General features: G+C 26.0%; 19 protein-coding genes and 1 pseudogene. 11 read left to right on the plus strand and 9 right to left on the minus strand.

Annotated elements, in window-relative coordinates; genetic code table 11:
* Positions 1-89 precede the first annotated feature (89 nt).
* Positions 90-674 (plus strand): lipoprotein P22, encoded by a 585-nt coding sequence (p22, locus tag LRB30_RS04640; RefSeq protein ID WP_231019844.1) that lies wholly within the window; start codon positions 90-92, stop codon positions 672-674.
* Between the two features lie 42 nt (positions 675-716).
* Here the strand turns inward: p22 and mgsA are convergent.
* From mgsA to LRB30_RS05935, 5 genes and pseudogenes are all read right to left on the minus strand, one after another.
* Positions 717-1104, minus strand: a pseudogene (gene mgsA / locus LRB30_RS04645) (methylglyoxal synthase).
* Positions 1105-1193: 89 nt separating this feature from the next.
* Positions 1194-3206: a cyclic di-GMP phosphodiesterase PdeA gene (pdeA, locus tag LRB30_RS04650; RefSeq protein ID WP_231014163.1), complete on the minus strand. Its 2013-nt coding sequence runs from the start codon at positions 3204-3206 to the stop codon at positions 1194-1196.
* A gap of 20 nt (positions 3207-3226) precedes the next feature.
* Complete coding sequence (lgt, locus tag LRB30_RS04655; protein WP_231019846.1) at positions 3227-4213, minus strand: prolipoprotein diacylglyceryl transferase; 987 nt, start codon at positions 4211-4213, stop codon at positions 3227-3229.
* A complete protein-coding gene (locus LRB30_RS04660) occupies positions 4213-5355 on the minus strand; it encodes a MinD/ParA family protein (RefSeq protein WP_231019848.1) in 1143 nt (380 codons plus the stop codon). The genes lgt and LRB30_RS04660 overlap by 1 nt, the downstream gene beginning before the upstream one ends.
* Positions 5356-5358: 3 nt before the next feature.
* A complete protein-coding gene (locus LRB30_RS05935; protein ID WP_337924832.1) occupies positions 5359-5784 on the minus strand; it encodes a hypothetical protein in 426 nt (141 codons plus the stop codon).
* 64 nt (positions 5785-5848) lie between these two features.
* On the opposite strand from LRB30_RS05935, the gene LRB30_RS04665 reads away from it, so the two are divergent.
* From LRB30_RS04665 to LRB30_RS04690, 6 genes are read left to right on the plus strand one after another with little or no spacing between them, the layout of a single operon-like run.
* The gene (locus LRB30_RS04665; RefSeq protein WP_231014160.1) at positions 5849-7276 is read left to right on the plus strand and encodes a S41 family peptidase; all 1428 of its coding nucleotides are present in this window, start codon (positions 5849-5851) and stop codon (positions 7274-7276) included.
* Between the two features lie 3 nt (positions 7277-7279).
* Positions 7280-8011 carry a 16S rRNA (uracil(1498)-N(3))-methyltransferase gene (locus LRB30_RS04670; RefSeq protein WP_231019851.1) on the plus strand — a complete coding sequence of 244 codons (732 nt, stop codon included), beginning with the start codon at positions 7280-7282 and terminating at the stop codon, positions 8009-8011.
* Positions 8004-8597 carry a hypothetical protein gene (locus LRB30_RS04675; RefSeq protein WP_231019855.1) on the plus strand — a complete coding sequence of 198 codons (594 nt, stop codon included), beginning with the start codon at positions 8004-8006 and terminating at the stop codon, positions 8595-8597. The genes LRB30_RS04670 and LRB30_RS04675 overlap by 8 nt, the downstream gene beginning before the upstream one ends.
* Before the next feature lie 39 nt (positions 8598-8636).
* On the plus strand, positions 8637-9125 hold the full coding sequence (locus LRB30_RS04680) for a CarD family transcriptional regulator (RefSeq protein ID WP_002656642.1): 489 nt from the start codon (positions 8637-8639) through the stop codon (positions 9123-9125).
* Positions 9126-9157: 32 nt separating this feature from the next.
* Complete coding sequence (locus tag LRB30_RS04685) at positions 9158-10108, plus strand: hypothetical protein (protein WP_231019857.1); 951 nt, start codon at positions 9158-9160, stop codon at positions 10106-10108.
* 12 nt (positions 10109-10120) lie between these two features.
* Positions 10121-11920, plus strand: a complete 1800-nt coding sequence (locus LRB30_RS04690; protein WP_231019859.1) for a chloride channel protein — start codon at positions 10121-10123, stop codon at positions 11918-11920.
* Here the strand turns inward: LRB30_RS04690 and LRB30_RS04695 are convergent.
* Positions 11917-13050, minus strand: coding sequence for an ABC transporter substrate-binding protein (locus LRB30_RS04695; protein ID WP_231019862.1), 1134 nt, complete (start codon positions 13048-13050; stop codon positions 11917-11919). The two genes, LRB30_RS04690 and LRB30_RS04695, sit on opposite strands and share 4 nt — an antisense overlap.
* 108 nt (positions 13051-13158) lie before the next feature.
* On the opposite strand from LRB30_RS04695, the gene LRB30_RS04700 reads away from it, so the two are divergent.
* The gene (locus LRB30_RS04700; RefSeq protein ID WP_231019865.1) at positions 13159-14724 is read left to right on the plus strand and encodes a hypothetical protein; all 1566 of its coding nucleotides are present in this window, start codon (positions 13159-13161) and stop codon (positions 14722-14724) included.
* A 16-nt stretch (positions 14725-14740) separates the two neighbouring features.
* Positions 14741-15019, plus strand: a complete 279-nt coding sequence (gene rpmB, locus LRB30_RS04705; RefSeq protein ID WP_231014722.1) for a 50S ribosomal protein L28 — start codon at positions 14741-14743, stop codon at positions 15017-15019.
* A gap of 18 nt (positions 15020-15037) precedes the next feature.
* On the opposite strand, the gene amrB is transcribed toward rpmB, so the two are convergent.
* The 3 genes from amrB to LRB30_RS04720 all read right to left on the minus strand — a co-directional run bounded on the left by amrB (position 15038) and on the right by LRB30_RS04720 (position 18745).
* Positions 15038-15778, minus strand: coding sequence for an AmmeMemoRadiSam system protein B (amrB, locus tag LRB30_RS04710; RefSeq protein ID WP_231019867.1), 741 nt, complete (start codon positions 15776-15778; stop codon positions 15038-15040).
* 17 nt (positions 15779-15795) lie between these two features.
* Entirely contained in the window at positions 15796-17229 is a 1434-nt protein-coding gene (pyk, locus tag LRB30_RS04715) for a pyruvate kinase (RefSeq protein WP_231019869.1), read from the minus strand.
* Between the two features lie 97 nt (positions 17230-17326).
* Positions 17327-18745 (minus strand): NFACT RNA binding domain-containing protein, encoded by a 1419-nt coding sequence (locus tag LRB30_RS04720; RefSeq protein WP_231014648.1) that lies wholly within the window; start codon positions 18743-18745, stop codon positions 17327-17329.
* Positions 18746-18943: 198 nt separating this feature from the next.
* On the opposite strand from LRB30_RS04720, the gene LRB30_RS04725 reads away from it, so the two are divergent.
* Positions 18944-19594, plus strand: a complete 651-nt coding sequence (locus LRB30_RS04725) for a LolA family protein (protein ID WP_231014649.1) — start codon at positions 18944-18946, stop codon at positions 19592-19594.
* 11 nt (positions 19595-19605) lie between these two features.
* Positions 19606-19945 (plus strand): helix-turn-helix domain-containing protein (locus tag LRB30_RS04730; RefSeq protein WP_231019871.1); only part of this gene is annotated, 340 nt, incomplete at its 3' end.

The following is a 19945-nucleotide window of genomic DNA, read 5'->3' on the forward strand; positions in this document are numbered from 1 at the left end:
TTGTTTTTAAAGTGTGTACAAAATAAATTATTTATTGTAAACTTACTTTTAATTTTAATATAATTAATAAATTATAAGGGAGAATTTTTATGTATAAAAATGGTTTTTTAAAAGACTATCTGCCATTGTTTTTATTTTTTTTAATAATTGCTTGTACTTCAAAAGATAGCTCAAATGAATATGTTGAAGAGCAAGAAACAGAGAGCTCTTCTAAGCTTGATGATTCTAAAATTGATGAACATACTATTGGGCATGTTTTTCATGCTATGGGAGTAGTTCATTCAAAAAAAGATCGAAAAAGTTTAGGAGAAAATATAAAGATTTTTTATTTTTCTGAAGTAGATGGATATTTTCAAACAATACCCTCAAAAGAGAATGCAAAGCTAATAGTTTATTTTTATGACAATATTTATGCGGGAGAAGTTCCAATTAATATTTTTGGAAAAGAAGCCTTTATTTTTGTTGGGATTACCCCTGACTTTAAAAAGATTATAAATAGTAATTTACATGGCGCTAAAAGTGATCTTATTGGCACTTTTAAAGATCTTAATATTAAAAATTCAAAATTGGAAATTATAGTTGATGAGAATAATTTAGATGCCAAGACTTTCCTTGAAGCTGTTAATTATATTATCGACGGTGTTGAAAAAATTTCACCTATGCTAACGAATTAATTTATATTTTTGATTTTTATAGGCTTTGATTTAGATTTAAGTCTATAAAATCAAGCTTTCAAGTCCTTTTATTAAAATCTCTGCTGTTTTTATGTTGGTTGCAAGCGGTATTTTATGTACATCGCAAAGTCTGATAAGAGCTGACACATCTGGTTCGTGAGGCTGGCTTGTTAGGGGATCCCTAAAGAAAAATATAGCCAAGATATTTCCTTCAGCTACTTCAGCTCCAATTTGCTGGTCTCCTCCCCCCCATAGGGTCTGATTTACATTTAATAATTGCAAGATCGGTAGCTTGCTGGATTTTAGATCCCGTTGTTCCTGTTGCAATAAGCTTAAATTTGGACAAGAAGTGATAGTTTTGTTTGACAAAATTTATCAAATCTTCCTTTTTTTTATCGTGTGCTATTAATGCTATTTTTTTCCCATTAATTTTATTCCTTTTCCAATGTAAAATAATTTTTGTTGAAATTTAATAAAATTTAGCCATAAGTATATTTTTAGATTTCACTTTTTTAGAATTTATATTGGTTCTGGTTTGTGCCATAAAAATCCTTGCCCATAATCTATTTCTAGTTCAATTATTTTTTTTAATATTTCTTCATTATACACAAATTCGGCAATAATTTTTATGTTTTTTGTATCTGCTATTTTTTTAATAGATTTTATTATTACAAAGTCTATTTCACTAGAGTTTATTGCTTTTATGAAAGATCCGTCTATTTTAAGTAAGTCTATTGGTAGTGTTTTAATATATGAGAGTGATGTATGTCCGCTTCCAAAGTCATCAAGTGCTAGTTTAATTCCAAAACTTTTTAATTCTTGAAAATATTTGTTTATTATCTCAAAGTTTTCAAGAATTCCAGTTTCTGTTATTTCCAAGCATATATTTTGAAGCGGGATTTGACTTTTCAATAAAGTATCTCTTAAAAAGATTCTAAAGTTTTGGGATTTTAGTGAATAAGGAGATATGTTAATTGAGAAAATGTGAATTCCATTTTTTGATACAAAGCTTTTGTATTCTCTTAAAGCCTTTGTAACTACCAATGTATCAACCTCAACAGTTAAATTATACTTATCTATTAAGTTAAAAATTTGATTGTTTGGAATTGGTTTGCCCATGTGGTCAAAAAGTCTTGTTAAGATTTCTATTTTAGGCTTTAAGTTCTTTTTAAGAGGATTGATTTTTTGATAATAAAGAGTAAAAAAATCATTTTTTATTGCTTTGAGTATATATTGAAAGATTTTGTTTTGATTTTTTAAAATCACTGCTTCTGGTAGTTCTTCTTTGTATATGGTGGGATTAGATTCGTTGTATTCCGATGATATTTTTGTAGCCATCATTAATTTAGGAATTTTGAATTCTAAGTTTTCTTTTAAATTTACCTCTATTATTCCAATATTGAATTTGAATATAATAATATCTTCTTTTTTAAATGCCAGCGTAATTGTTTTTTTGATTTTTTTGGCAATTGAGATTATTTGCTTTTCGCCGCCACTTGTGCATATGATTACTATTAAATTGTTGTGTTTTAGTTTAAAAATATATTCAGAGTATAATGACATTATTTTTGAATACATTATTTTAAGCATTTTCATATTAAGCTTTTCTTGATCCTCTTTGTATTCATATTCTGCTGTTAGGGATATGTCTAAATTAAGCAAATATATTCTTTTTTTTTTGTAAATATCCATATGATTTACTAATAATTTTTCAATTTCTTTGGCATTTTGCATCTCGTCTTGCGAATCAATAATTTCTAGGTATTTATAGTTTTCTATTTTATTAGGGTTTGATATTTCTTTAATTGTTATTAATTTATCGATATTGTTTTGAGCGATTGTGCTAATAAATATATCTACATGTAGTTTTTTATTATTTTTTAAAGTTAAAAGACAATCGGTTATTAATATATTTTTAAATTCAGGAATAGAATTTGTGTGGTAACTTAAATTTATTTTTTCTAACTTTTCCCAATCTCTGATGTCTATGTCGGTTACTTTGATAATATTTCCAGAGGTTTTCATTGGAAGATTAAGATTTTTACTACCTTTTTCATTGATATAAATAATTTCATTTTTGTTGTTTGTGATGATTACTATTTCTTTTATAAGTTCTGATAAATTTAAAAAGAAATCCAGAGTTGTGTTTTTATTGTCGCAAAATATTTTTTTTTGATGTATTAAGCTTTGCTTATATTCCAATTCGTTTATATCTTTTATTATTTCTATGTGATTAAGTTTTAAATATTCTTCATCAAATTTTTCGTTGCTAATTATAATAGAATGGATTTTGTTTGCATTTTTTAATTCGTTTGCAATGTTTATTGAAAAATCTATTGGTTTTTCATAATTATAAATAATAGCGAATTTAATATTATTTTGTTTTAAATACTCGTTATATAAAGCTTTTTCAGATTTTACGATTTGAATTAAGTTGAAAATAGATTTAAGCTTTACGAGATCTCTAAGATCAACTTCTTTTTTAGAGATTATAACTGAATTTATATTTTGATAATTATTAACTTTATTCATTTTATTGGCTTGCTCTTATTTTAATTTTTGTATGCCAAGTTGGTGTTATTTTTTATTTTTTTATCTGCAATTTTTTTAGTGACTATTATCCAGATTAAACCTGAGAGCATCAGCGCTAGTGAGAGAATTTGTCCCATTGATATGTTTAAAAAATAAAATTCAGACAGACTTTTAATTGGTTTGTAGGTTATTATAAATCCAAGTTCTTTGTCTGGCTCTCTTAAATATTCAATAAAGAATCTGAAAAAAGCGTAAAGCATTACATATACACCAAAAATAAATCCATCATATTTTTTTATTTTTCTAAATAAAAACCATAGCAACAAAAAAGTTACAGGCCCTTCGAAAAATCCTTCAATAAGTTGAGAGGGTATTCTTGGAAGGTTGATTAGCAGGTCATGAGGCGAAATTTCAAGTCCTACTGATGATGCAAATTCTTTTACACCCGGTATATTTGTGTCAAATGGTTCTGCATTAGGGAATATTATTCCTCCTTTCATTACTCTTCCATAAAGTTCTGCATTTGCGAAATTAGCAAGTCTTCCAAGTATATAGCCAGAAGAAAAAGCTATTGATCCATAGTCTGTTAGTTTTAGAAAATATTTTTGAACATTTGTATTTTTAAGCTTTGTATTTATTGTGATTAGAGGAGCAATTATTGCCCCTAGAAAACCCCCATGGATGGCCATGCCTCTAAAGCCCGTAAAGTTCCAATGTTGGTCGAATGGCAAAAGTATTAGCCAAGGATTAGAATAATAAATTCCTGATTTGTCGTAAACCAAGGTAGATGCCAATCTGCCTCCTAAAATTGCTCCAAGCACAAGTGAGAACATAAATGTTTCATAGTTTTCTTTTTTTATATCAACATTATCTGATTGTATTTGATACCAAATAAACTTATAAGAGATTAGTATAATTAAAATATAAGATAGGCTATACCATGTAATTGGTATGCCTTGAATCACTTCAGGATGTAACCAACTTGGATAATTTATGTAATTTGGCATTAGACCTCCTTAGCCTTTTCAAGCTTTTCAAAAAGCTTTTTTTTAAATAACATATTTTGCTTTCTTAAGGTTTCGATTTCTCTTTTCTGAGTTTTTATTATATCAATAATTTCACTACTTTCTATTGTTTTGTTTTTGATCAAAGATTCAAGGTATTCAATTTTTTCAATATATTCTTCTTGAGCTTCTCTTAGTACAAAATCATAACTTTCATTTAAATCTTCTTCGTTTAAAAGCTCGGCATCATTTGTTAAATCTTCAATTTCGATTAATTTTTTTGCAATTTTTTTTATACTTTTAGAAGTTGGGCTTGCAGGTTTGTATATAGTGATGGGTATTTTATTGTTTAAAGCTTGATCAACCATTTCATCTTTATAGATTGCTCCAATGCTTTGTAAATTTATGCTTAAATAGTTTTTTGCGGATTTTATTATTTTTTCGGTTTTTTCAATGTCTTTGGGAGCTTTTAGCATATTAAATATCATGAAAGGACTAATTGTCTTAAACAATTTGTTAAATTTAGAATAATTTTCAGGATCTTCGTTTTCAAGTTTTAGCAGCAAATTAGGTATATAAACTCTTTGAAGATCGATTGAATTTTGTTTTATTGCTCTGAGAATTTCATTTCCTTTTGTTCCTCTTTTAAACATGCTTGATAACAGTCTAAATATTATATTTTTAAGAAATAAATATGCATTCATTGTAGCTGTTACTGTTGGAGTTGTTACTATTACTCCTCTTTTTGACATTAGAAAAAAGTCTATGATATTAAAAGCTGTTCCTGCTCCAAGATCAATCACTAAGTAATCATATTTTAAAGATTTTAAATTTTTTATTATGATTTTTTTTTGAGAAGCAGCGATATTAGCAAGTTCTGGAATGTCAGAATCTCCTGCAATGAAGTTGAGATTTTTAATTCCAGATTGAATAATAATGTCTGAAAAATTAATCTTTGTTTTTAAAAATGTTCCTATACTTTTTTTGGGCGTAATGTTTAACATTGAATGCAAATTAGATGCTCCAAGGTCAAGATCAACAAGTAATACGCTTTTTCCTTCGTTTGCCAGGCAAATTGCTATGTTTGCTGAAAAAAGGGATTTGCCAACGCCCCCCTTACCACTGGCTACAGGAATAATAATCAAACTTTACTCCGATTTTTTTATTTTTGCTTTAATTAGTGCTAATATTGTTACGTTAAATACTAGGTAAACTACTGTAATTCCTAAAAGTATGATCAGAGAGGTTTGGTAGACGTATATTTTAAAAGTAAATCCCAAGATGAACAGTAATAATGTTAATATTATTTGAAATAGTTTAGTTATTACTATAGTGCTGTGAAGAATTTTGAATTTTTCGTAGACAAAGTAATAGATTGTTAAATTGGCCATGAAAAATTCAGGTGAGTATAAGATAAATGTTAGCATAAACTTTATGGAATAGTTATTAATAAAAATTAATTTATTAATGGCTTGGTATAATAAGACTAAGATTAAAAAGCTTTCAGTAATTTGTAAAAAAACAAGTCCTGCTCTGTAAAGGTGGTGTGTTTTTTTAGGATGTGAGTTTAACATAGTTTTAAAATATTATATTATGGAAATAAAATCAAGTTTTAATTTTTGCATTAGGAATGAATAAATGAAAAATAAATTTTTAATATGTGTATATTTTCTATTGACTCTGGGTATAAGCTCTTTAGTAATTGTTGAATCTATTTTTGCTTTTGATGAATCTAATAATAAGTTATCAAGATCAAATTATGAGCAGATGATGATTCAAGCTTTTGAATTTGTAAAGGAAAATTATGTTGATCCTGTAAGCGATGAAGTAATTTTTGAAGGGGCTTTAAAAGGAATATTTCAAGCCTTGGGCGATCCTTATTCTCAATATTTGACAAAAAAAGATTTAGAAGAAATTTCAAAAACAACAGTAGGAGATTATGTTGGCATTGGAATTTCTATAATAAAAAAAATGCATTCCCAAGATAAGCAAGACAAGATAAAAGATCTTGATCCTAATAGCGCGTGTGTTTCTATTGTTACGCCTTTTGAAGGAGGTCCAGCTTATAAGGCTGGAATTAAATCTGGAGATTGTATTACCGCTGTTGATGGCAAGAGTGTATATTCTATGGAGGTAGATCAAGTTGTTGATCTTTTAAAAGGTAAAGAAGGCACAAAAGTTAAAGTATCTATTCTTAGAGGAAAAAATTTAACATTGGATTTTGAACTTACAAGAGAGAAGATAGAAATACAAACAATCAAGTATGATGTTATTAATTCAGATATTGGTTATATAAGAATAGTAAGCTTTAATCCACACACCTCTGTAGATTTTAGAAAAGCTTTAGATAATCTTAAAAATAAAAATATTAAATCTTTAATTTTAGATTTAAGACTTAATACTGGAGGATATTTTCAGGCAGCTATAAAAATGGCGGATGATATTTTATCTAAAGGAATTATTGTTTCCACAAAATCAAGAAATTCTAGCAAGCCTATTGATTATAAGGCAAGTTCAAAACAAGTTTTACCTCCTGATATAAAAATTGTTGCTTTAATAGACAGATCTTCAGCCTCAGCATCAGAGGTTTTTGTAGGAGCCTTAAAAGATAATAAGAGAGCCTACATTATAGGTGAAAGGTCTTATGGCAAGGGGCTTATTCAGCATGTAGTTCCTTTTTATACTGGTGGATTTAAAATTACAAGCTCAAAGTATTATACTCCATCTGGAAAGAGTATTCATAAGGTTGGAATTGAGCCCGATTTGGAAATAAAATCCCCAGATTTTTCTGAGGAGGAAGCATTAATATATAAAGAAATTTTTGATAAAAAGCTGATAGAAGGCTTTTTGAAGGGTAAAAAATCCATTACAGAACAGGAGATTGATTTTTTTGTTGAAAATCTTGTCAAAGAAAATCCAAAATATAAAATCGATAAAGAATTTTTAGGCAAGTATGTGTTTTTTAATTACTATCAAGACAATAATAAAGAATTGCCGATTTATAATCTACATTATGACAAGGCTTTAAAAACAGCTTGTGAATATTTGTCTAAATTAGGTAATTAAATTGTGAAGCAAATTGTTTTGGATGAGAATTGTTTATTAGGCGATTTTATTATTGTTAAAGATATAAAAATATATCATCATCTTGTTAATGTAAGACGACTTAAAAAGGGTGATAAGCTGAACATTCTTTTAAAAGATAAGGAATTAAGGGTCTCAGAAATAGTAAAGATTGGTAGTAATTTTATTAGGTTTACTACCAATAAAATATATAAAATTGAAAAAAATAATTTTGAGATAAGTATTTTTATTTCTACTTTAAAGGGCAAAAAAATAGACTTGGTATTAAGACAGGTTGTTGAGATTGGAGTTTCAGAAATTAATATTGTTAATGCGGACCGTTCTGTATCTAAAATGGATATAAGCAATGCATCTGCCAAAATTTTAAGATTTTCAAAAATAATAGATGCGGCCTTAAAGCAAAGTGGTAATAAAATTGTTCCGAAAATTAATTTTTATAATAATTTTTTTCATTTACCTTATTCTTTTTGCACTACAAGATATTATGTTGCTCATCCAAGCGGAATGATTTTAAGCAAGAATGAAAGTTTTGACAATTTTGGCAAAATTGGAATTATAATAGGCCCGGAAGGATGCTTTTCGGAGTCAGAAATTGTTTTTTTTAAGGAGAAGGGCTTTAATTTTGTAAGGTTTAACACTTCCATTTTACGAGCAGATACGGCTATTATTTATTCGCTTGCTTATTTTAAGGCATTATTAGAGGATTATAATGGCTAATTTAAAAGACATATATTCAAAACCAGACAGATTTTATTTTTTAGGTGTGCCTATAGATGTTTTTGATAGTCGCAGCAAGCTTGTAAGCAGATTTGTCTACCTTTCGGGGCATCCTTATCATTCAATAGTAATTTTTATTGGGCTTAAAGCTTTTTTAAAGGCTTTGATTTTTAAAAAGTTTAGAAATCACATTAAAAATTCTTCTCTTGTTTTTTTAAATTCTAAGATTGTAAGATTTTTTTGTAGGATTTTTAAAAGAGTTAATATTGACTGTTATGATTCAAATACAGTTATTCTTATTTTAATGGAAATACTAGAAAATGCCCATAAAACATGTTATATTATTGACAAAGATAAAGTGATTTCAAAGAAAAAATTTTTAAGATTGAAAGAATCTCATAAAGAAATTAGTTTTATTGGGTATTATGATTTAAAAGCTGTAAAGAGAAATAAAGAAATGTTTTTTGCAAATATTAATAAACTTACTCCCAGTGTAATAATAAGCTTTTGTAATGATAGATATCTTGAAAATTTATTTTATGAAAATAAATTTTATATTAGAACCAATCTAAGCGTTTTTTTATGAGCTTTTAAATTTTAACTATCTATATTTTATGAGGTAAGTATGGCATTTTTGCTAAATCAATCAGTAGTTTATCCAATGCATGGAGTAGGTACGATTAAGGATATTAGGACTAAAGAGTTTAATGGGGAGATTATTGATTATTATGAAATACATTTTCCATTTAATGATATGATTTTTATGGTTCCCGTTGCTAAGGTTGATGATTTTGGAATTAGAGCTTTGGTTAGCAGGGAAAAGGTAGAAGAAGTTTTTGATGTTATTAAAGAGTTTGAAGGTCAAATAGATTCAAAAAAAATAAAAGATGGTGGTCATGAATTTTATAAAAAAAGCGATATTTTAGATACAGCAAAGTTATATAAATTTTTATATAAAAAATCTACTCAAAAAGAACTTCCTTTTTATGAAAAAAGGATTTTAAATGATTTTGAGTTAATATTGGAGCACGAGATTAGCTTAGCTTTGCAAATTAGCTTTGAAGAGGCTAAGAAGAAGATTAAAAATATTTTGGTCGACAATAAAAAGGCTTAAAGTTTTTTCAATTTTCGAGGGGAGGATTTGCTGTGTTTGATTCTTTAAGATTGATCTTTTTGATAATTTGCAGGTTTATCTTAATATTTTGCCTTTTTTCTTTAATGTTCATATGTACATTTTATTTAAAATATAAGTTTTTGTATTTTAATTTTTCTATTTTAAGCTATTGTCTTTATTACAATGCCTATATTTATTCTTTTCCTTTGTCCCTTGTTGTTACTTTTATGAGAATATCTTGTCCTTTTTATGGGATAGTTTTAAAGTCGTCTAGAGAGTCTTTCCATTTTAATTGTATTATCTTTGTTCTTATTTTATTGTTTTCTTATTTGGGATTTTTAGTTAGTTATAGTTTTCATTCTTACTATATTAATAGCAATAGAAATGATAATTTTATTCTTAAAGATGAGGTTGTGCATTTTTTAAATGATGAAATAATATTTTCTAGCAATAGGCCTGGATTTTATGGTTTTAATGGGGTTTTAATTGTTTCAGAGAATGAAAAAGGGGATAAAGGTTTTTCTTACCAATCAAATCTTTCTAATTCTAGTAAGATTGATTTTGTTGAGAATAATTTTTTAGAGCAAAAGATTTATAATAATTTTGTTGATTTTCTTTTCAGAGATTTAAAAATTTTAAATAATTTTCTACTCTCACTCAATTATTTGAATTTAATTTTTAATATATTGGGAATTTCTTTATTGTTATTTTCGTTTTATTATGTTTTTAATCTTATTTTTTCAAATAGTTTTGCAATATTCCTTTATCCTATTTTTATTATACTTTTTTTAAAAATTTATAATGTCTATTCGATTGAGTTTCCCAGGATTTACAATGTAATAATAGGGAAGAGTATGATCTCTGATTTTATTCCTTTTATTTTTTGTGTTTTAACTTTTTTTTCTACCTATTTATTTGGATTTGTTTCGGAATATATTAAAATCAGCAAAGATTTAGATAATGATTTATATAAGGATAGTTAATTCTTAAAGCTTATGAAAAAAGAAGTATATGCATTTTTGAATAATTTTATTATTTTTCTGTGTTTTTTTCTAGGTTTGCTCTTTAGTTATTCATATTTTTTTGGAGAAAATTTTTTAGAAAAACATAAATTAATAGCAACTTTTTTTGATTCTATTTTGCTTTTTTATAAGTATTTTTTTGGATTTTTTATATTTATTGTTTGCATTTACTTTGCTTTTTTTGTTCGGCAAGAAATAAAGATTTATTTAAAGTCGTATAATGGATATTTATTTTCTAGGCTTTATGCATTTTTGCTATTATTTTTTATTATGGGACTCTTTTTTACTTTTCTATTTAATTTAATTTTGCCTTATATAATTGCTCAGAGAAATGAGTATAAGTTTAGTTACGACAGATATAATCTTCTTGAGAGTGAAGCAAATGAAATATCTCTTAAAATTAAAAATATAGATATAAGTTTGTCTTCAAATAGATTTTTTTTATCTTCTGATTTGATAAATTCAATGAAGCAAAAGAGAAAATATCTTGAAAATTTGATTAAAATATATGATAAAATGCGAATTATTTATGTAAATAATGAAGAGCTTTTAACAAATTATTATTTGGTGAAATCTGAATATAGTAAAATTCCAAGTTATGACGTTGATTTAGAAAAGGTTAAAAAAACTTTTTCACAATATCCTTTGCAAAGTCTTAAAAAGCAAGATTTTTTTAATATTGTCAATGGATTTATTTCTCAAAATGATTATTATACAGCCAATTACTTTGCTTATATTGCTTATGTTGCAACAAAAGATGATAATTTTGTTGCGCTTTTAAATTTGACTTTAAAGTTTATTAATGAAAACAGAAATTTTGAAAAAGAAAAAATGCAGTTAATTTCCGAAGAAAAGCAAAAAAATTTTTTGTTTCTTAATACTGAAAAATTTAAATTAGCTTATTACGGGTTTTCAAATCTTCATAAGTTATTGCCCAGTGATAATGAAATTTTGAATTATAAAAATAAATCTCTTGAAAAGCTTAGAAAAAGATATCTTTTTTTTGATGAGATTGAAAAATATTTTGAATATTACGGAATAAACGATATATTTTTATTGCAATCAGATTCTAAGAAAGGTTTTTATGATTATATTTATATGCAAAAAGTTGTCGCCTTTAATAATCATTCTAAAATAATAAAAAATTTTGAACTTATTAGATTTAATAATACAAGGAATGTGATTTTGCATATTAAAATTCCATTTGCTACTTTGAAAGGTAATTTTGTGTATCAAAATGTTTTAGATAAAGACAATGAGCAGAGCGAAATTACTCTTACCAAAGTCTTTGTGTCTACAGATAGTTTTGATACAAATGTTTTAGAGGTTGTCAAAATTAATGAGAATGTAGAAAATTTAGCCTTATTTTCAAATTTTACTGAGTTTGGATTTTTTTTAAAAATTCAAAATTTGTCAAGCGCTTTTCATAGGGTTGCTATATTAAATTTGAAATTAATTAATATTTTTTCTTTAAGTTTGGTTTTACTGATTTCTCCTATTTTGTTAGTTTTAATGGGAGCGTTTTTCATTTCTTTGTTCTCTAAAATAGAATTTAACTTCAATTCCAAGGCTATGATTTTTCTAATTTCATTAATGATAGCTATTTTCTCAGGGATTGCTTGTCTTTTTGTAAATTATTTTCTAATTATTTTTATTTCTCTTCTTATATATGTTTTTAATGGCGTATACTTATCTTTAGCTATTATTTCTGCATTATTGTTTTTTCTTATTTTTAAAATAATTACTGTAAATTACAAGGAAAGGCATATTTAATTTTTATTTTTTTTTAGATTATTAATTTTAGAAAAAAACCATTCATTTATTAGTAAGTTTGCTTTTTCAATCGTTTTTTTGCTTAATACATAGGAATGGCTATTGATTTGAGTTTCGTCAATAATAAAAGGAGATATTCCAGCAATTGAATTTTTTATTTTTAAATTTAATCCTTTGTAAGGAGTAAAACCATTGGCAAATCCAAAACATATATTTGATGGGGATTTATTGTTAAATCCAATTAGGATTTTTTGGGTTTTTTTATCCAATATCCAGTTGATAAATTTTTTAGTTAAAGCCGATGTTTCTAAAATACCGATAAAATTTGGATTTGAGATAACAATTTCATTGTTATCGTTTATTAAATATGAAAATTTTATTTGTGCCTTCTCTTGTTCGCTTAAGCTATTATAGAAGGTTATATCGCTCAATCCCGCTATTAAAAGAGATTTTTTATTAAGCAGTATTTTATTTAGCTTTAAGTAGCCATATTTATTAAAGAAATCTTTTTGCAAATCCATTTGTTTTTTATTTAAAAATGATGAGAAATATTCTAGCATTTTCAGAATTTGATTCTCATTATAATTTAATTTATTTTTTTCAAAAGAAAATCTCACATTATTTATTTGAGAAATTACATAAAATAAATTTTCAGAAACATAAGGTGATATAAAAAATTTTCCTTCTTTAATGAAATTTTCGTATTCTTCTTTTAGATATTTAGTGTTTATGTATTTTTTAATATGATGCGTATTTTTATAGATTAAAATAGGAATGTCAAAGCCCAATGGAATAATTTTGTAGTTAAATTGCTTAAAAATATGTTTTAAGATGGGATAATCTGGATTATAATTGATTTTTATAGATTTAAAATGGTTTACAATATTTGTATTACCAATGTTTTTAGAAATAATTATTTGTGCGTTTTCTTTTTCTATTGTTTGCAGGTCAATATTATTTCTAAATTTAATTATAAAATTTAGTTTATTTTCTATATTAAATTGATTTATATAAAATGGTATTGTTTTATTGTCAGTTAGCACAACGATGTTCTTATTTGTTGAACAACTAGAGTTTATTAACAAAATTGTTGTTAGTATTATATTTTTTATTCTCATAAAATTATTCAAGTTTTTTCTTTTATTTTACAATAAATTATGTATAATTTTTATAGTTATATTAATTTCCATGTTTAATTGGAAAATAGAGTAAGGCAGCTGAAGAGCTTTAGGGGGATGATGAATTTGAGTTTATTTGATTTTATACTTTCTATGTTTAATATTAATAAAGAACTTACTTCTGAGCAAATAAAGCAAAAAAGGCTAAAAGAAGTTAAAGTTAGTTTAAGCAGGGTAAGTAATTTTTTTAATGCTTCAAAAATTCAGGCCTTACCTCAATTTTCTAGATTTCTTTATAATTTTTATAAAATTTTTTCTCCCTTAAGACCATTTGCGCAAAGATATAAAAATTCTAATAAAATTGTTCATTTTGTTGTTGAAAAATATTTAAATGACAATCAGAAGAAGTCTTTAGATTATATTTATTCTTTTTCTGCAAACGACAACGTAAATTTTGCTTCAGATCTTCCTAAAAATTTACATAACAATTTATCTTATTTGTTTAAAAACATAACTCAAGAACAAATTAAATTGATAGATGAAACTTATCAGGCTTTGCATAATTTTTTTGATTTAGTCTTATATCAATATCATTTGGTTCTTAAAAATTTTGACAATTTACTTCCAGAAGATGATTTTGTGTATAGACCTAGATTCAGTGTTATTGGTTGTGGAGTTATTATAGATGATCTTAAAGATTTTTTAGAATGTATTTCTTGTATTAAGAATATTTCTATTTGGAAAAATCTTTATGACATTATTTTAGAAATTTATGGGAATAAAGAAGATTTTCCTATTAAATCTAATGCCTGGATTAAGATTATTTCTTCTATTTTGGATATAAATAAAAATAAAGAAATTTTATATCTAATAAGATATGTTATTGGGGATCCAGATTATTTTCCTATTTCTGTTGGGCAAAAACCTAATCCAATAGCAAGAATATTTTTTAATGATCTTACCAAACATGTTGCTGCCGAAATTGAGAAGATTAAAGTTTTGCAAAAAAGTAGCAAATCTAAAATATTAGCCGAACAGCTTTTTCCAGGAATCTCTTTTTTAAATTTGGATAATTATAATGAAAAAATGAATGAAAAGATTGTATCTAAAATCATGAGTACCACAGGTTATATTTATTGCGAACTTTTAGTTTATTTGAGAACATATACTATTTATTTTGTTAAAAAAGATCTTAATGATATTATTAATTTACTTATTATTAAAGGACAATGGAAGCTTATAGAGCTTTCAAGGGAAATGTCTAATGACATGCATGCTTTAATTAATATTTATGCAAGTCTTATTGATTTTGATTCTAATTTGGGCGAGCAAGGTGGTTATGGCAATAGGATAAATGCATTGTTGCATAGAGCTTCTTTGGGGGATAAATCTTCGGAGAAATTGTTGTTAAATATAATAGCAGATGTTAATAAGAAGGCGTTTGCTATATCAAGCGAATATTATTCTAAAATATATTCTATTGAGCAGCGTTTGCAAGATTGTCTTTCAGACTATTCAAAAGTTTCTTTGGAAAGAGAGCTGATTTATAATTGGAAAGAGCTTGATGTGGATCTTGCTAAAAGCTATGGAAACAATTTAAACTTTGGAAGTATAATGAAAAATATTTTAGGTAGTTTAGCTTTATTTTTAAAGTTAATGGATTTATATTTGGAGAAAAAATCATAATTAAAGGAGTGCTAAAATGGCTAGGAAGTGTGAGATAACAGGAAAAAAAACTATATTTGGGAATAATGTTCCAAGGAAGGGGCTTGCCAAGAAAAAAGGTGGGGCTGGACAACATATTGGAGTAAAAACCAAAAGAACCTTTAAGGTTAATTTAATAAACAAAAAATTTTTTATTCCAAGTCTTGGAAGAAGTGTTAATATTAAAGTTTCTGCTAATGCGCTAAGAAGTATTTCAAAGATAGGACTTGATGCTTTTTTAAAGAAAAACGGCAAAAGAATAGAAAACTTTTTATAAATTTTAATTTTGACAATTTTATTTCATTAGAATGCTGCTTGATATAAAGTATTCTGAGGAGTTAAATGTTATTTTTGAGGCAGTAAATTCAAAATGTTTAAAAAGGCTTGAAATGGCCATGATTGCATTTATGTTTTCTGGAAATATTTTTTTTGATTTATAGTTTTCTAGTATTAGATTAAGATTAGGTAATTTTTCTTCAAGAAAGATATGCTTTAAATTTTCTTCAAGCTTTAAGGCTTTTTTTATATTTGTAGATTTTGAAATAAAGCAGGACAGCAAAATAAATGAGTTTTCTTCTCTGATTATAAAAGGTTTTAAGAACTCGCAAAATTTCATTAAATGTTTATTGCAAGTTTTTCCAAAAATTATTGGAATTATTTTTATATTTTTCTTGATGTTGCTAATAAAATTCAATAAAATTTCAATTTTATGATCATTTTCGATTAATTTATCGTCTATATTAATAAAATTTAAAGTTTTTAATAATTTTAATATCTTTAGGTTTACTTTAATATTTTTATTAAAAATTTTCCACACATTGTGATTGGATATATTAATTAAAAAATCGCTTTTTGCTTCAGAGATTATAAATACATTATTAGTTTGATTTGATATTATTTTTTTAAACAAACATTCATTTTTTAAAAAAAACTCATAGCTTCCATAACCTGTTAGGATGGCTTTGTGAGTTTTTTTTTCTTCCAACTTAAATGACAAGTCGTTTGTATTATTTGAATAAAATATGTTTTCAACCAAGGAGCTTCTAGCTTGTTTTATATATTCCGTCCTTTGATTGCATCTTCTACTGTGTTTATTTCCATAAATTCTGTTCCTTTTTCAATATTTCTATTTGGATTGCCAGAAATAATTATTACAGTATCTTTGTCATTAACAATACCTTGTTCTTTTAACATTTTAAGAGAAGTTACGACAAATTCGGTAGTTCTTTTGAAATTATTGTCTACAAGATTAGAATAAACCCCATAAGATAATGATAATTCTCTTGCTAGTCTCTCGCTATTTGTTGTAATGAATAGTGGAACACTTGCTCTATAAGTTGCCATTATTCTTGCAGTTTTACCCCTTAGAGAATCTACAATAATTGCTTTTACGTCCATAAGTTTTGTAGCATCAATTGCACATTTGATAATATAGTTTCTTGTAATGCTTTTGTCGTAAAAGAGTTCATCCTTATATAAGGTCATTTTTCTGTGTTTTTCAACTTTTTTAGCAATGCTTGTCATCATTTTTACAGCTTCAATTGGATATTTTCCGTAGGCAGTTTCTCCAGATAACATAATTGCATCTGTGCCGTTTAAAATAGCGTTAGCGATATCAGATACTTCTGCTCTAGTAGGTCTTGGATTTTCAATCATTGTATGAAGCATTTGAGTTGCTGTAATCACGGGTATTCCATACTTTATGCAAGTTTGTGTTATTTTAAGTTGAGCAATGGGTACATCTTCTGCAGGAATTTCAACCCCCATATCTCCTCTTGCAACCATTATTCCGTAAGAGGCTTTTGCAATTTCTTCTATGTTGTCAATTCCTTCTTGATTTTCTATTTTGGATATAATTTTTACATCAGGATTTCCAGAGTCAGTTAAAATTTTTTGAACATCTTGAATATCTTTGGAATTTCTTACAAACGAATGGGCAATAAAATCAATATTATATTTTGCTGCAAGCTCAATAAATCCTTTGTCTTTTTCGGTTACTGATTGTAGCTTAAGAGAAATTCCGGGGGTGTTAATTGATTTTTTATTTTTAATTTGGCCGTCATTTTTAATTTCACAAATTAATCGGTCAGGCAATTTGGTAACAACAGTCATTTCAAGCTCACCGTCATCAATTAACACTTTAGATCCTTGGGGAACTTCTTTGACAAAGCCATCATAATTGGTTTGAAAGTTGTTAGGTTCATTAATAGGCGAAGTTGAAATTATTACTTTGTCTCCAGTTTTTACAATAATAGGATTTTCAATATTTGCTGTTCTAACCTCTGGTCCTTTTGTGTCAATCATTAAAGCTATTTTATTTGAAATTTTTCTCACATTGTTTATTACTTTGATTGTATCTTCGTGTGATTGATGAGCAGTATTTAGCCTTATAACATTTACCCCTGCATCGTATAAATCTTTTACATGTTCTGGTTCGCATCTAAGATCAGATATTGTTGCTACAATTTTTGTTAACTTTGAAATCATAAAGTTATTCCTCCACTTTTATAAATTTTATGCTTTTTGTCATTGAATAACAATATTTTATAAAAAATTCAAAACTTTGCTTTGCTATAAGTAGTGTTTAAGTTTGATTTTTTAATTTTTTTATTAGATTTTCATCTAGCTTAATATGTAAATTTTTTTCTGCTTTTGGAATTACAAGGCCTAGTTTTTTATTTTTAACCCTTCTTAAATTTTTGACTTGAGTGTAGTAAAGATCTGATTGTCCCGATTTTTTTGCTAATTTTGTGTAAAATACGCATAAATTACCAGCAGCCAAAAGTACATCAAGGCTAGGAGTTTTATTTTTTTGATTCTTAATAAAAACATAAGCTCCGGGATAATCTCTTGTATGAAGCCAATAGTCATTTCCTTTAACGTAATGTCTTAGAAGTTCATCATTTTCTTTTGCGTTTCTTCCAATAAGAATTTCAAATCCACAATGGGTAAAATGCAAGCCTATTTTTGGCGTTTTTTCTTTTTCTTTAATGGCAGTTTTTTCTTGATTATATTCTTCTTCGGGAATGAAATCTTTTACTTTTAACATTGTTATTTTTGATTGAATTAAATTAAATTTGTCTAGATTATCTTTTAATTGATTTTGTATGGTTTTAAAAGAATTTTTTCCCTTTTTATATGCTTTAAAATATTGCAAGGCATTTTCTTTTGGTGATAATGATTGGTTTAAGGGTATTTTTATTTTTTCTTCTTTATAATTTAAGAGGTTTATTTCTTTAATCCCTTTTTGTATTTTATTAATATTTAATAAAATCAACTCACCTTTTTCCTTTTCGTTTTCAATGTTTTCAATCAGTTTGATTTGTTGTTTTAAAGAATTTATTCTTTTTTCCAAAACAATTAACTCTTTTTTATATTTTTCAATAAGCAATTCTTTTATATTGGTTTTTTTAATTTGATTGTTAAGTGATTCGTAGTAATTTTCAAGAAATTCAGAATAAGATGTATAGCTAGTATTATTGTAGTCTTTTTTCAGACCCATGATTTTTTTATCAGATATTTTATTGCTTTCATGTATTTCTTTAGCTTTTGAAAAGATTTCACCCGATGTTTCTTTTATTTTTGGCCTTCTGTAATATGCATCTAGTATTTTAAAGTTTGAGTTTGTAGCTATGATATTTGGCGAGGATGGCCACAATTTGATGAATAAGATAATTAGGTCTTTTTTAAAAATTTCAAGAGAAATTATTCTTTCATTTTTCATTTGGAAAGCTTTTATAATTTTTCCATTTTGAATTTTTGATTTTAAGAAGTCGGAAAATCTTAATTTTAAAGCATTCTTTTTGAAATTTTTGTTTGTTATGTGCAATCTTGTAGTGTTTGGATCTAAAGAAATTAATATTTTAAATTTTTTATTATCAATTTTATTGTAAATCTCTAAAATCAAACTTTTGTAATCCGGTTGTATTATTTTTGTTATTAAAGAGTTTGTGAAAGGAATTTCTTTAATTAAGGTATTTATTTCAGCGTAATTCAAAGACATTTTTATTGAATCCTAATTCTTTCAAGGTTTTTGTACCTAAGCTTTAAATTTTTATTTTATGTATTAAACTATTACTATTAATAATAGTTTATTTCCATGATATGTAGTATTATGGAAATAAAGTTTATTGACAATAGATAATAGTTTGACTGTAGTTTTGTTAATAGCTTAAGCTTAATAATAATAAGAGTTCATGAAATGATAAAAACAATACTTTTATTAGTTTTGTATCCCGTTGCTGTGTTTGCTCAAATATCTGCAAATCAATATTTTGAAGGAATTTATTCTAAATATCAAAACATAGAGGACATGCAAGCAACAATTAATTTTACTTTAAAGGGATTAAAGCAAACGGGTATTTTGCTTTATAAGTTTCCAGACAAGTTTATTATTAATTTAGATTCAAATAATCAAGTTTTTGTAAGTGATGGTGAATTTTTGACAGTTTATGTTCCATCTCTTGGGACTTCTTTTAATCAGCAATTAGCAAAGGGTAATAGCGGAGGGGGTCTTATGAAAGTTTTAAATAGTGAGTACAGCGTATCTTATACCAATTCTCCAAATTTAGAAGATCTCGATTCATCTGATCCTGGAAAATACATTAAATTAACCTTTTCTAGAAAGCTTTACAAGGGGGCTGCTACTATTAATTCTTTTATTATTGCTTTTGCTCCAGATGGAATAATTAGAAGAATTACTGCTTTTCCTACTAGTGGCGGACGCGAAATAATTATTGATTTAACTTCTGTAAAGTTTAATGTTGGAATTCTTGATAGCAAATTTAAATATGATCCTCCAAAATCTTCAAATAAGGTAGATAATTTTTTATATGATATTAAAAAAAATTAAGGTTTAAGTCTATGGAAGAAAATGATTTTATTAAATTTGGGAGTTATTTGAAAAAAGTTAGAAATAGTAAAAATTTGACTCTTGAAATGGTAGCTGATGATATTAAAATTTCTATTAAGTATCTTAAAGCTCTTGAAGATTCTAATATTGAAATTTTCCCAAACGAAGTTTTGGCCGTTGGATTTTTAAGAACTTATAGCGAATATTTAGACATTGATTCTAGATTAATATCAACACTTTTTAAGGATTATAAAAGTAGACTTAATAATAGTTATATCGGGATTAAATCCGAAGATAAAATTTCAAATTTAGGATTTTTAGGCGATAATAAAGTTTTAGACAAAAAATTGT

The organism is Borreliella americana (assembly GCF_021043605.1).
Taxonomy (GTDB): Bacteria; Spirochaetota; Spirochaetia; order Borreliales; family Borreliaceae; genus Borreliella; species Borreliella americana.